At 59.1% G+C, this 15,697-nt stretch carries 10 protein-coding genes and 2 tRNA genes; 8 read left to right on the plus strand and 4 right to left on the minus strand.

From position 1 onward, the window contains the following. Nucleotides 1-164: 164 nt before the first annotated feature. Both FLQ44_RS07290 and FLQ44_RS07295 read left to right on the plus strand, forming a co-directional pair. Nucleotides 165-240: transfer RNA gene (locus FLQ44_RS07290), tRNA-Ala, on the plus strand. A 42-nt stretch (nt 241-282) separates the two neighbouring features. After that, nucleotides 283-358 (plus strand) — tRNA-Glu (locus FLQ44_RS07295). An 87-nt stretch (nt 359-445) separates the two neighbouring features. On the opposite strand, the gene FLQ44_RS07300 is transcribed toward FLQ44_RS07295, so the two are convergent. Then, nucleotides 446-1,198: a substrate-binding periplasmic protein gene (locus FLQ44_RS07300; RefSeq protein WP_170252866.1), complete on the minus strand. Its 753-nt coding sequence runs from the start codon at nt 1,196-1,198 to the stop codon at nt 446-448. A gap of 561 nt (nt 1,199-1,759) precedes the next feature. Between FLQ44_RS07300 and FLQ44_RS07305 the strand changes: the two genes are divergently transcribed. Further along, on the plus strand, nt 1,760-2,659 hold the full coding sequence (locus FLQ44_RS07305) for a fatty acid desaturase (RefSeq protein ID WP_147693851.1): 900 nt from the start codon (nt 1,760-1,762) through the stop codon (nt 2,657-2,659). Nucleotides 2,660-5,018: 2,359 nt separating this feature from the next. On the opposite strand, the gene FLQ44_RS07310 is transcribed toward FLQ44_RS07305, so the two are convergent. Further along, nucleotides 5,019-6,074, minus strand: coding sequence for a RelA/SpoT-related domain-containing protein (locus tag FLQ44_RS07310; protein WP_170252868.1), 1,056 nt, complete (start codon nt 6,072-6,074; stop codon nt 5,019-5,021). 71 nt (nt 6,075-6,145) lie between these two features. Beyond that, nucleotides 6,146-8,962 (minus strand): valine--tRNA ligase, encoded by a 2,817-nt coding sequence (locus FLQ44_RS07315; protein ID WP_147693924.1) that lies wholly within the window; start codon nt 8,960-8,962, stop codon nt 6,146-6,148. Nucleotides 8,963-9,175: 213 nt separating this feature from the next. Between FLQ44_RS07315 and FLQ44_RS07320 the strand changes: the two genes are divergently transcribed. Then, nucleotides 9,176-10,399, plus strand: coding sequence for a response regulator (locus FLQ44_RS07320; protein ID WP_147693853.1), 1,224 nt, complete (start codon nt 9,176-9,178; stop codon nt 10,397-10,399). 132 nt (nt 10,400-10,531) lie between these two features. Here the strand turns inward: FLQ44_RS07320 and FLQ44_RS07325 are convergent, their stop codons facing one another. Then, nucleotides 10,532-11,365: an SDR family NAD(P)-dependent oxidoreductase gene (locus FLQ44_RS07325; protein ID WP_147693854.1), complete on the minus strand. Its 834-nt coding sequence runs from the start codon at nt 11,363-11,365 to the stop codon at nt 10,532-10,534. 145 nt (nt 11,366-11,510) lie between these two features. On the opposite strand from FLQ44_RS07325, the gene FLQ44_RS07330 reads away from it, so the two are divergent. The 4 genes from FLQ44_RS07330 (at nt 11,511) to dxs (ending at nt 15,664) form a co-directional block, all read left to right on the plus strand. Then, nucleotides 11,511-12,482, plus strand: a complete 972-nt coding sequence (locus FLQ44_RS07330) for a TerC family protein (RefSeq protein WP_147693855.1) — start codon at nt 11,511-11,513, stop codon at nt 12,480-12,482. A gap of 189 nt (nt 12,483-12,671) precedes the next feature. Further along, a complete protein-coding gene (locus FLQ44_RS07335; protein WP_017510064.1) occupies nt 12,672-12,905 on the plus strand; it encodes an exodeoxyribonuclease VII small subunit in 234 nt (77 codons plus the stop codon). Then, nucleotides 12,895-13,791 carry a polyprenyl synthetase family protein gene (locus FLQ44_RS07340; RefSeq protein ID WP_147693856.1) on the plus strand — a complete coding sequence of 299 codons (897 nt, stop codon included), beginning with the start codon at nt 12,895-12,897 and terminating at the stop codon, nt 13,789-13,791. The genes FLQ44_RS07335 and FLQ44_RS07340 overlap by 11 nt, the downstream gene beginning before the upstream one ends. Before the next feature lie 19 nt (nt 13,792-13,810). Then, entirely contained in the window at nt 13,811-15,664 is a 1,854-nt protein-coding gene (gene dxs / locus FLQ44_RS07345; RefSeq protein WP_147693857.1) for a 1-deoxy-D-xylulose-5-phosphate synthase, read from the plus strand. Nucleotides 15,665-15,697 lie beyond the last annotated feature (33 nt).

Below are 15,697 nucleotides of genomic sequence, written 5' to 3' on the forward strand. Positions count from 1 at the left end.
GCACCTGGCAGAATCAAAGCGCGCATTATAAAGGCAAGTAGGCAGCAAACCGCAGCACCGGCCATTTAACGAAAAAAATGCAGCACAGCGCTTGACACGCCCAAAACGGGCGTCTATTATGCGCCCCACGTTGTGACCAACACACAACGCGGTAACGCCTCAGTGGGGGTATAGCTCAGTTGGGAGAGCGCTTGCATGGCATGCAAGAGGTCAGCGGTTCGATCCCGCTTACCTCCACCACAAACAGAAAAAAATCTGCCGCATGGCGGGTTTGATGGATAAGTCCCCATCGTCTAGAGGCCTAGGACATCGCCCTTTCACGGCGGTAACCGGGGTTCGAATCCCCGTGGGGACGCCAAGACAAAAGCCCGTTGCGCAAGCAGCGGGCTTTTTGCATGGTGCACCACACCGCCCCTCCTGGGCAAAACCCGCCTCACCCGCCCCGTTACCAGCCACGCGGGCAATTCACCCCTTTTAGCAGGCGCGCATGCTCGCCACTCGCTTTGAGCCGCTGCAAACCCCGGTTGAAATCCGCCAGCAAGGCCGCGCTACCCGGCAACACCCGTGGCAATAGCAAGTGGGTAGTGAACTGATCGGTCAGCAAGCGCGGGTGAACATGCAGCTTCTCCGCCTGCGCCATCGTAAAGTGCCTGGCCAGCAAATAGCACGCCACATTGCGCTCTATCGGCACCACATCCACCCGCCGCGCCAGCAGCTTGCGCAAGGCCAGCGCGTCATCCGGCGTGGCATCCCCCTGCAGCCGCCCCTGGTGCAGCAGCTGCCATAGCTCGGGGGTGTAGGTGTAATTGGCAATCGTCGCCAGGCGGTAAGGCTGCAGGTCTGGCAGCACCTTCCAGTCAAAGCGCATGTCACGACGGTGAACAAACACCCACTGCTCGACCAGCACGGTATCACTACTCAGAAAGCGGGCATTACGCTCGGCGTTGTACCCCCAGTACGCCGAGGCATCCCAGCGGCCGCTGGCGGTTTCCTCCAGCGCCCGCGTCCAGGGCATGAAATGGTATTCCACCGAATGGCCCGCCAGCGCAAAGGCACGGCGCACAATCTGCAACGCCACCCCTTGGTCCGGTCGCTCCTGCGTGGCGTAGGGTGGCAGCTCGCCGGTAGCAATACGCAAGGCCAGGCCGTGCGCGCACGGCAATAGCAGCAGCAAGCATAAAAGCACCGGTTTGAACATGGCGTATCCCGAATGGCATCCAGCGCCATCATATCGAAATTTTGCACAGGTCATCACGCCAGCGGGCTGAATACCACGAAAAATACGCAGCGGGCGGGGTAGCGGCTGGCCGCAACAGCGTGACCGAATGCGGCCAACCTTTCATGGGGATGGGGTGCGTAGCGGGGCTAAGGCGCTGGCGCGACAGAAGATCGCATTCGAAACAATACTGCGCGCTAGAGGCCCAGGACATCGCCCTTTCACGGCGGTAACCGGGGTGCGAATCCCCGTGGAGGCGCCAAGACAAAAGCCCGTTGCGCAAGCAGCGGGCTTTTTGTTTGTTAGCCACAGCCAGGCATTCACCCAGCAGCACCCGCCTCACACCCACCTGCCTTACTCCACCCAGGCCTCGCACACCGGCTCCCGTCATTCACACCACACCAATCCGGCGGATACCTACCCGCAGCCACATAACGATGGAAAGACGACATGCATTGCCCAGCAACTTGTGAGTTCACACTCTCGCCGGGCTAGTATAGTGAGAATCCCGAAGGGCGGCCGGCTGCGGGTCCAGCCGTTTTAATGAAGGAATTGGTCATGGTTGAGCTTACAGACGATGAGGCACGCTTCAAAACGCTTCTGCAACGCCCCTACATTGCGTGGCCTACGATCATGCTGGCAGTAGCCGGGTTACTGGTCTATGTATTGGCCATTACCGCACAGCACTATGGCCTGATCCCCGCCTGGCTGGCAGTGGCCTGCACGTCGATAGCGGCATTCTGGTTTTTCACCGTTTTTCATGATGCCTCCCACAACAGCCTGAGCCAAAACAAAAACATCAACGATTGGCTGGGGCGCTTGGCCGTCTGCTTCTTGATCATGCTCCCCTTGTATAGTGCCAATCGATTTATCCATATGCAGCACCACCGTTTTACCAACGAGGCGGACGACCTGGATCCTGACACCTGGGCTGTGGGTGGACCACGCTGGCAAATCCCCCTGCGCTGGATGGTGCAAGACATTCGTTATTACACTTACTACATTCCCAAGATGTCGCAACGTCCGCGTGCGGAGCTGGTGGAAAGCGCCTGGGCGATTGTTTTCTTCCTCGTTACCGTGGGCGGCCTGGTGGCTGCAGGGTTTGGCTGGGAAGTGCTGCTGTACTGGTTTCTGCCCGGACGCATCGCCATTGTGATGCTGGTGCTGACCTTTAGCGTTCTGCCCCATGTGCCGCATGAAGTCACGCAAAAAGACGACAAATACCGCGCCACCAATGTGCGCGTGGGTTACGAGTGGCTGCTGTCTCCCTTATTGCTGAACCAAAACTACCATTTGGTACATCACCTCTACCCCACCGTGCCGTTTTACCGCTACCTGGCAGTGTGGCGGGCGAAAGAGCGCTTTCACCGGGCACAAAACCCCATGCTCTTGCAGGCATTTTCCAATCAAGAAATTGTGTCCAGCCAGAAAATCACCAGCTAAAACGCCACCGAAAGGTGGCTTTTTTTGGGCAGGGGTTCAGGCCGGGGTGGCATTCCTTAAGCTCACGCCCATTAATGCCACTGGCAAAGACACTTGACAGTGAGGGGCGTTATGAGCCGGATTGGGTCTTCAATCACCCATGCATCCGGCTATCGGCGCCACGCCCTGTGACCCAAGTCGCGGAACGTGTCGCTTTGCATCCGCCGGATTAAGGGGTCGCGCGGCAAGCGGGCATAAATCGGGTGCACCAAAGCCTCAACACGCCACGCCAGGCGAGCCTGCGGGACTGCGTGTTTTCCCTTTCTTTGGGTACTTTCTTTTGGCGACACAAAAGAAAGCACCCCGCCGCCACGCGGAAAGCGGCAGGCACATACGCCGCGCAGCGGCACCACAAAACAAAAAAGGTTGGCCGCCATACCGTGACGGCATGCGGCCAACCTTTCAATTTTTCGTGCGATCACATAGTAGGTCTTGAATCCGCTGCGCGGATGATAGTTACAGCCGGTTCCGCCCGGCAGGCAGGAAGGGGGCGGGTCGCCGCCCCCTTTCTATCGCTGAGCGAATCAAAGATTCGCACGCAGACCCCTCGCCCCCGCGGTCCGCGAAACCCCGGCAAAAAGCCCACCGCAAGGCGCTGCCCAAGGGGGCATGGGTCGCAACACAAGATTGGCCGCAGCAACGTAAATGTTTGCGGCCAACCTTTCATTTTGTTGGCAGGAAAAACCTCGGAGTTTTACCCACCCTACGCCCAGACAACACCATACCGGCGCCGCCCTATCCCGTTGGCGCGAGCCGGGTCAAACGGTTTGCCCCAGGATTGTGCTGAGCGAATCGAAGATTCGCACGCGCAAGACGCCGATTTGTCTGAGTTCCGAGCCGTTAGCGAGGGACGAGTTCGGCGGCGCCTGGGGCGGGCCGTTTGGCGCGGGGTTTCGAGCAGCCCCGGGTCGCCTTTTCTTTGGGTACTTTCTTTTGGCGACGCAAAAGAAAGTATCCCGCCGCCGCGCGGAAAGCGGCAGAAAATCACGCCGCGCAGCGGCATCACAAGACAAAAGGTTGGCCGCAATACCGTGACGGCATGCGGCCAACTTTGCGGGGCACGGTAAACGTTGAGCTTCATTTCACTCAGCCCAACCTACAGGCTACACGCTTAATTCATAGGAAGGATGGGCTTTGTATCCGCTTCGCGGATGATGATTACAGCCGGTTCCGCCCGGCAGGCAGGAAGGGGGCGGGTCGCCGCCCCCTTTCATCCCCCTCGCCCCCGCGGTCCGCGAAACCCCGGCAAAAAGCCCACCGCAAGGCGCTGCCGAACTCGCCCTACGCTAACGGCTCCGGGCTCAAACAAATCGGCCGCTTAAAACCTTGCGGCAGACTTTTTACCGGCGCTCCCCAAGGGGGCATGGGTCGTAGCACAAAGTTGGCCGCAGTAACGTAAATGTTTGCGGCCAACCTTTTAAGGCTACAAAAGCATTCAAGACCCAAAGCACACAAACCAGTCAATTAATAGAACCGCACCGGCGCCGCCCTATCCCGTTGGCGCGAGCCGGGTCAAACGGTTTGCCCCAGGTTTTAAGACGCCGATTTGTCTGAGTCCCGAGCCGTTAGCGAGGGACGAGTTCGGCGGTGCCTGGGGCGGGCCGTTTGGCACGGGGTTTCGAGCAGCCCCGGGTCGTCTTTTCTTTGGGTACTTTCTTTTGGCGACGCAAAAGAAAGTATCCCGCCGCCGCGCGGAAAGCGGCATGCCAATACGCCGCGCAGCGGCACACAAAATAAAAAGGTTGGCCGCAATACCGTGACGGCATGCGGCCAACCTTGCAGGGCGCGGTAAACGTTGGGCTTCATTTCATTCAGCCCAACCTACGAGCTTTTTACCGGCGCTCCCCAAGGGGGCATGGGTCGCAGCACAAGGTTGGCCGCAGTATCGTAAATGTTTGCGGCCAACCTTTCATTTTATTGGCAGGAAAAACCTCGGAGTTTTACCCACCCTACGCCCAGACAACACCATACCGACGCCGCCCTATCCCGTTGGCGCGAGCCGGGTCAAACGGTTTGCCCCAGGTTTTAAGACGCCGATTTGTTTGAGTCCCGAGCCGTTAGCGAGGGACGAGTTCGGCGACGCCTGGGGCGGGCCGTTTGGCACGGGGTTTCGAGCAGCCCCGGGTCGCCTTTTCTTTGGGTACTTTCTTTTGGCGACGCAAAAGAAAGTATCCCGCCGCCGCGCGGAAAGCGGCATGCCAATACGCCGCGCAGCGGCACACAAGACAAAAAGGTTGGCCGCAACACCGTGACGGCATGCGGCCAACCTTGCGGGGCGCGGTGAACGTTGGGCTTCATTTCATTCAGCCCAACCTACGGGCTATAAAATATTATCAGGCAACAAAACCTCCTCCACACGCTTTGCTATCACCATAAATCGCTTAGCACGTGAAATACCTCGCCCGGAAGGATATTTCCTCTTCAAAAGCTCACAAAATTCACTATTTTTCAACAACAAAACCAAGAGAATATCAGAAGTACTTCCATTAACCTTTGTCGAAATATCTTGCTCAGTCAACTTACCCCCCACACGAGCAACCAAATCCAACGCCTCAGAATAAGAGCTTTGCTCATTATAATTAATTGCCTGCTTTACTTTTGAAAGCGTATTCAAATTCAAATCATTCACACAGATAGAATACACCTGACCAGAATATTCAGAAAAGTTACTTGCAGATGGAAAAATACTATTCATTTTTACAACAAAATCATATTCATCAGCAAACTTACCATCTTCTTTTGACTGCCTTGCAGAAGTCATATCAAGCAGCTGATTAATAATAATATCACCGGATTCTGCCAAATGCCCCATTGCATCCAATAGGCTATTTTCAGCAGGGGAAATCTCCCCAGAAAGTGGCTTATACCTAATATCGTGCTCAACTTCATTGAAGACATGTGCCAACAAACTGCAAACCTGTATTTCGCACGAAACATCACGCAAGTTGAAATTAGTATCAACACAATACTGATCAGTCAGTCGAACTTGGCAGTGCGTCGCCCTATAAAATCCATGTGCCTTTATATCGGGCACAACGGTTTCAGAGCCAACCCCTCGGAAGTACTCCAATATTTTATCTACAACCTTAACTCTATCCGATTCAACATAAGTCAGCACTCTGACGCCAGAAAAATCTTTTATTTTACCGAAAACGCCATCCACAGAAGAAAGCTCAATTCCATGCTCATTATTATCCATATACTTAATTAGTTTCTTTTTAAGTCTTTCTGGATTTTTAGCACGCCATTGAACTGTGCCTCTTAAAGCATGATCATCAAGTATCTGCCTGACAATAGTTGCCGTTACCTCTGCCATCTTGTGGTACCGATCGTACTCGCGAAGATAACGAGCTACCGCGTCATCGATAACTTCCATAGTTAATGCCATATACAAAACCCCCGTCACCTTTCGATGACGGGGGTTTTATCACAGATGACAACGCGCTATCAAGCCAACTTGACCAGCTGCGCCTTCACCTTCTCCAGCTTGTCATTCAGCTCCGCCAGCTGCGCCTTGTCGCGCTCTACCAGATGCGCCGGGGCTTTATCGATATAGCCCGGCTTCTCCAGCTTGGCCGTCAGCTTGGCCAGCTCCGCTTCCACCTTGCCCTGCTCTTTGGTGAGGCGGGCGGTTTCGGCGGCTTTGTCCACTTCCACCTTCAGCATCAGGCGGGCGTTGCCCGACATGGCTACCGGTGCGTCGTCGGCTGGCAGGGCGGCTACGATGCTGCCTTCGGTCAGGCGGGCCAGCAGCTTCAGGTAGGGCACGAAGTCGGCGATGCTGGCGTCGGCGGTTTCGATGAACAGCGGCGCTTTTACCGCCGGGCCGATGCCCATTTCACCGCGCAGGTTACGCACGGCGTTGACCATGTCCTTGAAGGCGTCCATGCGCGCGTTGGCCGCGGCATTGATCTTCTCGGGCACGGCTACCGGCCACTGCGCCAGCATGATGCTGTCGGTGTGCTTGGCGTTGGCCAGCGGGGCCACGGTTTGCCACAGCTCTTCGGTGATGAACGGCATCAGCGGGTGGGTAAGGCGCAGGGCCACTTCCAGCACGCGCACGATGGTGCGGCGGGTGGCACGCTGCTGCGCGTCGTTACCGGTTTGCAGCTGTACTTTGGCCAGCTCTACGTACCAGTCGCAGTACTCGTTCCAGATGAATTCGTAGATGATCTGGGCGGCCAGGTCGAAGCGGTAGGTTTCCAGCGCGTTGGTCACGTCGGCTTCGGCTTGCTGCAGGCGGCCGATGATCCACTGGTCAACAAAGCTGTATTCCAGCGGCAGGGTTTCGTCCTGGCCGCAGTCTTTGCCTTCCACGTTCATCATCACGAAGCGGGTGGCGTTCCACAGCTTGTTGCAGAAGTTGCGGTAGCCTTCGGCGCGTTTGAAGTCGAAGTTGACCGAGCGGCCCAAGGTGGCGTAGCTGGCCATGGTGAAGCGCAGCGCGTCGGTGCCGTAGGCCGGGATGCCGTCCGGGAACAGCTTTTCGGTGGCTTTGGCGATGGCCGGGGCTTTTTCGGGGCGGCGCAGGCCGGTGGTGCGTTTTTCTACCAGCGGGGCCAGGGCGATGCCGTCGATCAGGTCGACCGGGTCGATGACGTTGCCTTCCGACTTGGACATCTTCTTGCCTTCGTGGTCGCGCACCATGCCGTGGATGTAAACGTCACGGAACGGTACTTTGCCGGTGAAGTGCTTGGTCATCATGATCATCCGGGCAACCCAGAAGAAGATGATTTCGTAGCCGGTGACCAGCACGTTGCTGGTAACGAAGGCTTTAAGGTCTGGCGTGTCTTGCGGCCAACCCAGGGTGGAGAACGGCACCAGGGCGGAGCTGAACCAGGTGTCCAGTACATCCTGTTCGCGGCGCAGGGTTTTGCCCGGCGCTTTGGCCTGGGCTTCGGCTTCGGTGCGGCCAACGTAGATGTTGCCGTCTTCGTCGTACCAGGCCGGGATCTGGTGGCCCCACCACAGCTGGCGGCTGATGCACCAGTCCTGGATGTTGTTCATCCACTGGTTGTAGGTGTTGACCCAGTTTTCCGGGATGAAGCGCACTTCGCCACTGGCCACGGCGTCGATGGCTTTTTGTGCGATGGACTGGCCGGTGGCGTCGCCCTCGCCTACTTTGCTCATGGCGACGAACCACTGGTCGGTGAGCAGCGGCTCGATCACGGTACCGGTACGGTCGCCGCGCGGCACCATCAGCTTGTGCGGTTTGGTTTCCAGCAGCAGGCCCTGGGCGTCCAGGTCTTTGAGCATGGCTTTGCGCGCGTCGGCGGTGGACAGGCCGGCGTAGGCGGCCGGCAGCTCGATGCTGCCTTGGGCGCTGCCGTCAAAGCCGAATACTTGCGCTTTAGCCAGGATGGTGGCGTCCAGGCTCATCACGTTGATGAGCTGGGTGCTGTGGCGTTTGCCGACTTCGTAGTCGTTGAAGTCGTGGGCCGGGGTGATCTTGACGAAGCCGGTGCCGAATTCTTTATCAACGTACTCGTCGGCAATCACCGGAATCTGGCGGCCGGTAAGCGGCAGCTCGACCAGCTTGCCGACCAGGTGGGCAAAGCGCTCGTCGGTGGGGTTTACCGCTACGGCCACGTCGCCCAGCAGGGTTTCCGGGCGGGTGGTGGCCACGGTGATGCTTTCATCGCTACCCACTACCGGGTATTTGATGTGCCACATGTGGCCGTCTTCTTCCTCGGAAACCACTTCGAGGTCGGAGATGGCGGTGCCCAGCTTGGCGTCCCAGTTGGACAGGCGCTTGCCACGGTAGATCAGGCCTTGCTCGAACAGGCGCACGAACACTTCGGTGACCACGTCGGCGCGTACGTCATCCATGGTGAAGTATTCACGGCCCCAGTCTACCGAGCAGCCAACACGGCGCATCTGGCTGGTGATGGTGCCGCCGGACTTTTCTTTCCATTCCCATACCTTGGCGGTAAAGGCGTCGCGGCCCAGGTCGAAGCGGCTGATGCCTTGCTCGGCCAGCTGGCGCTCTACCACGATCTGGGTGGCGATACCGGCGTGGTCGGTACCCGGAATCCACACCGTGTTGTCGCCCTTCATGCGGTAGTAACGCGTGAGGCCATCCATGATGGTCTGGTTGAAGGCGTGGCCCATGTGCAGCGTGCCGGTCACGTTGGGCGGTGGCAGCTGGATGGCAAAGGACGGCTTGGTGGTATCCATGTGCGGCTTGAAGTAGCCGGACTGTTCCCATTGATCGTACCAGCGACGTTCGATGTCGCCCGGCTCGTAGCTTTTGGCAAGTTCCATGGTCATGGTGTGAATTCGGTCTGAGTGAGGCAAAAATGGCTGAAATTATAAACCGATCTGCTGCACTGCGTCCCGCTTGCTGCCATGAAGCTTTATCAGATAACACGTTGGCCGCGACAATCTTCACAAAAGCCATGTATATATGACTAAGCAACACTGTTTTTTACATGGCCCGCCACCTGGCGGCTGTAACCTAGCCCAGACCCGAATACCATGTCCAGCAACAAGATTCTACTGGTAGAGGACAACACCTCTGTCTTGCGCACCATGCAGCGCATCATCGAAAACGATGGCTTTGCGGTGGTATGCGCCACCACTCTGCGCGAGGTGGAAGCCATTCTTGCCCAGAACGAGCATAGCTTCATGGCTTGCGTGCTGGACTATTGTCTGCCCGATGCCCCGGACGGCGAAACGCTACCGGTAGTGCTGGCCAAAAAAATCCCCACCATTGTGCTGACGGCGCGCAGCGATATGGAAACGCGGGAAAAGGTGTTGCTGCAGCCGGTGGTGGACTACGTGCCCAAAGACACGCCCGCTGCGTTTGAATACACCATCAAGATGATACGCCGCATCCACCACAACCCCGGCATACGGGTGCTGGTGGTGGATGATTCGGTCACCATACGCAGCTATCTGCGCCAGCTGCTGCGCCGCCACCTGTACGAAGTGCTGGAAGCCCCCGAGGCCGACACGGCGCTGCGCATGCTGCGTGACGACCCGACTATCCGCCTGGTGCTGTCCGACCATGACATGCCCGGCAAGAACGGCGTAACCATGGTCAGCGAGATCCGCCGCTTTCGCAGCCATGAGGAGCTGGCGATCATCGGTATTTCCGGCAGCCAGGACCCGGCCATGACCGCGCGCTTCATCAAGGCCGGCGCCGATGACTACTTGAACAAGCCGTTTAACCACGAAGAGTTTTTCTGCCGCGTAACGCGTAACGTGGAATTCGTGGAAAACTTGCGCGCCCTGTCGCGCGCCGCGCGCGAAGACCCGCTGACCGGCCTGCCCAACCGCCGCTATTTCTTTGAAAATGTGCTGAAGCAAACGCAGCCGTTTGGCGTGGCGATGGTGGATATCGACCACTTCAAGCGCATCAACGACCGCTACGGCCACGACATAGGCGACCTGGCGCTGAAACTGGTGGCAGACCTGCTGCGCGACCAGTTCCCCGGCAAGCACATTGCGCGCTTTGGCGGCGAAGAGTTTGTCATCCTGATGCAAGCCCGCAGCGAGCAAGACATGATGGCCGCCATGGAAGCGTTTCGCACCAGCGTCGCCGAAGCGGTGTTCCCCACCAGCCAGGGCGATTTGCAGTTTACGCTGAGCATAGGCGTCGCCGCCGGCCTGCCGGATGTCAGCGCCCTGCTGAAACTGGCAGACGAGCGCCTGTACATGGCCAAGAGCCGCGGGCGCAACCAGGTGTGTACCGGCTAGCTACGCAGAGACCGCCAGCGTTTGAGCCGGCTAGCTGATGGCTTACAAGAAACCCCCCGCTTGCCTGACAAGCGGGGGGTTTCTTTTGGCACCCATGCCGGCACGGCCAGCGCTGTTTTGATGCAGGCCAGCCTACGCCGCCTTGTTCAGCACCCAGTCCAGCCAGCGCGTAGGCAGCAGGCGCTTGAGGTACCAGAACACATGGGTGGGCGTGGTCACACGGTAGCGCGCCGCCGGCCGCGCTGCGGCCAACGCTTGCTCTACCTTGGCCAGCACGGCGGTGCCCGGCAGCGTAAACGGCGCGGCGTGGCCTTCTTTCTTCAGCCGCTGCAGCTGCTTTTCGTAGCTATCGCGGTGCACGCTGCCCTGGATATCCACGTTTTGCAGGAATTTTTGCAGCGCATTGGGGCGGAAGCGGCTTTCAATCGGGCCGGGCTCGATCAGGCTGACAAAAATGCCGCTGCCGGCCAGCTCCAGCCGCAGGGTGTCGCACAGGCCTTCCATGGCGTATTTGCTGGCGTTATAGGCACCGCGGTATTTCATGGCGGCAAAGCCCAGCACCGAGCTATTGAACAGTATGCGGCCATGGCCCTGGCGGCGCATCACCGGCAGCACGGCGTTCATCAGCTCCCAGGCGCCAAACAGGTTGGTTTCAAACTGCTCGCGCATGGCCTGGCGGCTGATGTCCTCTACCGCACCAGGCTGGCCGTAGCCGGCATTATTGAACAGGGCGTGCAGCGTGCCACCAGTGCGCTGCAACACGTCGGCCAGTGCCGTGCGTATGCTGTGGCTGTCGTCCACATCAAGCTGCAGGGCATCGGCAAAACCCTGCGCCTGCAAGCTGGCCACGTCTTCGGCACAACGAGCGGTGGCAAACACGCGCCAGCCCTGCTGCTGCAGGCCGCGCGCTACGTCCAGGCCTATGCCGCTGGAGCAGCCGGTAATCAGGATGTTTTTTTGTGTCATCGGTTGAACCAGTTAAAAGACATGCCTGTCAAACTGCCGCATATGTAACAATGTGTACATCGCGCCGGGCAGTACGTTGACCAACAAAACCGGCATATAATAACAAAACCTCACGACAGCCTTCATTCAAGGAGTATTCAACATAATGGAACAGGCCCTCCCCTCTATCGGATCGCCTTTCTTCTATACGGTGTTCTTCGTGGCCGTACTGATCATGATCGTCATCGACATGGTGGCGCTCAAGCAAAGCGGCTCGCATAAAGTATCCATCAAGGAAGCAGCTAGCTGGTCAGCTGTATGGGTAGCCGTAGCCTGCGCCTTTGGCGGCTGGCTGTGGTGGACACTGGCAACCGACCCCGCCTATGGCGAGGCGATAGCCAACCAGAAAACCCTGGAGTTTTTTACCGGCTACGTGATTGAAAAATCGCTGGCGGTAGACAACATCTTTGTGTTCCTGATGATCTTTGCCTTCTTCAAGGTGCCTGCAGAGTTTCAGCGCCGCGTGCTGCTGTACGGTGTATTCGGTGCCATCATCCTGCGTACCATCATGGTGTTCCTGGGCGCGGCGCTGGTGAAAGAGTTCAGCTGGATCCTGTACGTGTTCGGTGCTTTCCTGCTGTTTACCGGCCTGAAAATGATGATGCCGGAAAAAGAGGAAAAAGAAGACCTGGCCAACAATGGCTTGCTGAAGTTCCTGCGCAAGCACATCCGCATGACTGACGAATACCACGGCGAAGCGTTTTTCGTGATGAAAAACGGCATGCGCTATGCCACACCGATGTTCCTGGTACTGGTGTTTGTCGAGCTGTCGGACGTGGTATTTGCGGTGGATAGCATCCCGGCGATCTTTGCCGTCACCATGGACCCGTTCATTGTGCTGACGTCCAACATCTTCGCCATTCTGGGCCTGCGCGCCATGTTCTTCCTGCTGGCAGATGTAGCCGACCGCTTCCACCTGCTGCGCTACGGCCTGGCCATTGTGCTGTCGTTCATCGGGGTGAAGCTGCTGATCCTGAAGTTCGTGCACATCCCGGTAGCCATCTCGCTGGGCGTGGTGTTCGTGGTGATTATTGGCTCGGTGATTGCCTCGCTGATGTTCCCGAAAAAAGCCGCCTAAGCGCGCACACCTGGCCTGCCGCCCCGCTGCAGGCCAGCGAACAAACCCCCTTCTGCCTGGCAAAGGGGGTTTGTTTTGCCTGCACCCGCTGCCACAACAGCATGCTGGCGGCTTTGTTGCCGCTTTGTTGCGCAGCGGAAAACCCCTACAATGGCGGCCAACCGTTATAGATGCAGAAGGACACGCGCCATGGCCAAAACCACCAAAGCCCAAGCCAGTTTCGAAAGCGCACTGGCGCAGCTGGAGGACATTATCCAGGCGATGGAAGGCGGCGACCTGCCGCTGGATACCGCCCTGACGTCATATAAGCAGGGCATAGAACTGATCAAGTTCTGCCAGGGCAAGCTGGCAGACGCCGAACAACAGCTGCGCGTGCTGGAAAACGACGAACTCAAGCCGCTGGACCTGACCGATGGCCAATAACACCTTTACCGGCTGGATGACCCACACCCAGCAAACCGTAGAAAGCACGCTGGAAGCGCTGCTGCCCAACGCAGCCCGCGCCCCGCAGGTGCTGCACGACGCCATGCGCTACAGCACCCTGCAAGGCGGCAAGCGCGTGCGCCCGCTGCTGGCGTTTGCCGCAGGCGAGCTTAGCGGCGCCGATGCGGCCAACGTGGCCCGTGTCGCCTGTGCGGTGGAGATGATCCATGCCTACTCGCTGGTACACGACGACATGCCGTGCATGGACAACGACGTGCTGCGCCGCGGCAAGCCCACCTGCCACGTGCAGTACGACGACGCCACCGCCCTGCTGGTAGGCGATGCCCTGCAAACGCTGGCCTTCGACGTGCTGGCCACCCCGCTACCCGGTGTAGACGCCACGCGCCAGCTGGCCATGGTAAAGCTGCTGGCCCACGCCAGCGGCCATGCCGGTATGGCTGGCGGCCAGGCCATTGACCTGGCCAGCGTCGGCACGGCACTGAACCAGCCAGAGCTGGAATTCATGCACATGCTGAAAACCGGCGCATTGATTCGCGCTGCCGTGCTATTGGGCGCATACTGCGGCCAAGCTTTGACTGAAGCGGAAACAACCGGGCTGGACCACTTTGCCAAGCGCATGGGCCTGGCCTTCCAGGTAGTGGACGATGTGCTGGACTGCGAAGCCGACACCGCCACGCTGGGCAAAACCGCTGGCAAGGATGCGGCCAACGACAAGCCCACCTATGTCAGCCTGATGGGCCTGGGTGAAGCCCGCCAGTTTGCCCGCGACCTGTACGACGACGCGCTGGCCGCACTGGCACCGTTTGGCAGCCGCGCCGACCGCCTGAAACAGCTGGCAGACTACATCGTGGCCCGCTCGTTCTGACCATAACAAAAGCAACATCATGACTACACTGCTCGACACCATACAGAGTCCGGCCGACCTCAGAACCCTGGACCGCAGCAAGCTGCCACAGCTGGCCCGCGAGCTGCGCGATTTCCTGGTGAGCTCGGTTAGCAAAACCGGCGGCCATTTTGCCTCCAATCTGGGCAGCATCGAGCTGACCATTGCCCTGCACTACGTGTTCAATACCCCGGACGACCGGCTGGTATGGGACGTAGGCCACCAGACCTACCCGCACAAGATCCTGACCGGCCGTAAAGACCGCATGGACAGCATGCGCCAGAAAGGCGGCCTGGCGGGCTTCCCCAAGCGTGACGAATCCGAATACGACACCTTTGGCGTGGGCCACTCGTCCACCTCCATCGGTGCTGCGCTGGGCATGGCGGTAGCCGCCAAGCTGCAGAACATCCCGCGCAAGAGCATTGCCATCATCGGTGACGGCTCCATGACCGCCGGCCAGGCCTTCGAGGCGCTGAACAACGCCGGCGCCATGGATACCGACCTGCTGGTGATCCTCAACGACAACGATATGTCGATCTCGCCCAATGTGGGCGCGCTGAACAACTACCTGGCCAAGCTGATGAGCGGCCGCTTTTACGCGGCGGTAAAAGAAGGCAGCAACAAGGTGCTGGGCATCGCCCCGCCGCTGCGCGATATCGCCAGCAAGATGGAAGAACACGTGAAGGGCTTCTTTACCCCCGGCACGCTGTTCGAGGAGTTCGGCTTCAACTATATCGGCCCGATCGATGGCCACGATCTGGACGTACTGGTCGACACGCTCAAGAACATCAAGAGCCTGAAAGGCCCGCAGTTCCTGCACATCGTCACCAAAAAAGGCCAGGGCTACAAGCTGGCCGAAAACGACCCGGTGAAATACCACGGCGTGACCAAGTTCGACCCGGCCTGTGGCCTGGCCGGCAGCAAAGGCGGCGGCAAGCCGCAGTACACGCAGATTTTTGGTGACTGGATCTGCGATATGGCCAAGCTGGACAAACGCCTGGTGGGCATTACCCCGGCCATGCGCGAGGGCTCCGGCTTGGTGCGCTTTGAAAAAGAGCACCCGGACCGCTACTTCGATGTGGCCATTGCCGAGCAGCACGCCGTGACCTTTGCCGCCGGCATGGCCTGTGACGGCCTGAAGCCGGTGGTGGCGATCTACTCCACCTTCCTGCAGCGCGGCTACGACCAGCTGATCCACGACGTGGCCCTGCAAAACCTGCCCGTGGTGTTTGCCATCGACCGCGCCGGCCTGGTGGGCGCCGACGGCCCTACCCATGCGGGCTCGTTCGATTTGTCCTACCTGCGCTGCATCCCCAACATGACGGTGATGGCGCCATCGGACGAGAACGAATGCCGCCAGCTGCTGTATACCGCCTTTAGCCTGGACACCCCCACCGCTGTGCGCTACCCGCGCGGCACCGGCCCGGGTGCCACCATCGAGCAGGCCATGACCGCACTGCCGGTGGGCAAAGGCGTGCTGCGCCGCCAGGGCGCAAGCAAGGTGGCGATTCTGGCCTTTGGCAGCATGGTGCAGCCCGCGCTGGCCGCCGCCGCAGCGCTGGACGCCACCGTGGCCGACATGCGCTTTGTGAAGCCGCTGGACGCCGCGCTGGTGCGCGAGCTGGCCGCCAGCCACAGCCTGGTGGTCACAGTAGAAGAAAACGCCATCATGGGCGGGGCCGGCAGCGGCTGTGCCGAGGTGCTGGCCGCCGCCGGTATCAGCGTGCCGATGTTGCACCTGGGCCTGCCGGATGACTATGTTGAACATGGGGACCCCGCCGTACTGCTGGCCGACTGCGGCCTGGATGCAGCGGGCATCCAGCGCAGTATCGAAGCCCGGTTGGCCGCACACTAACTAGCCAGCCGCTGCCCGACAGGCCTGCTGCCC

This window comes from Vogesella mureinivorans (assembly GCF_007644035.1).
Taxonomy (GTDB): Bacteria; Pseudomonadota; Gammaproteobacteria; order Burkholderiales; family Chromobacteriaceae; genus Vogesella; species Vogesella mureinivorans.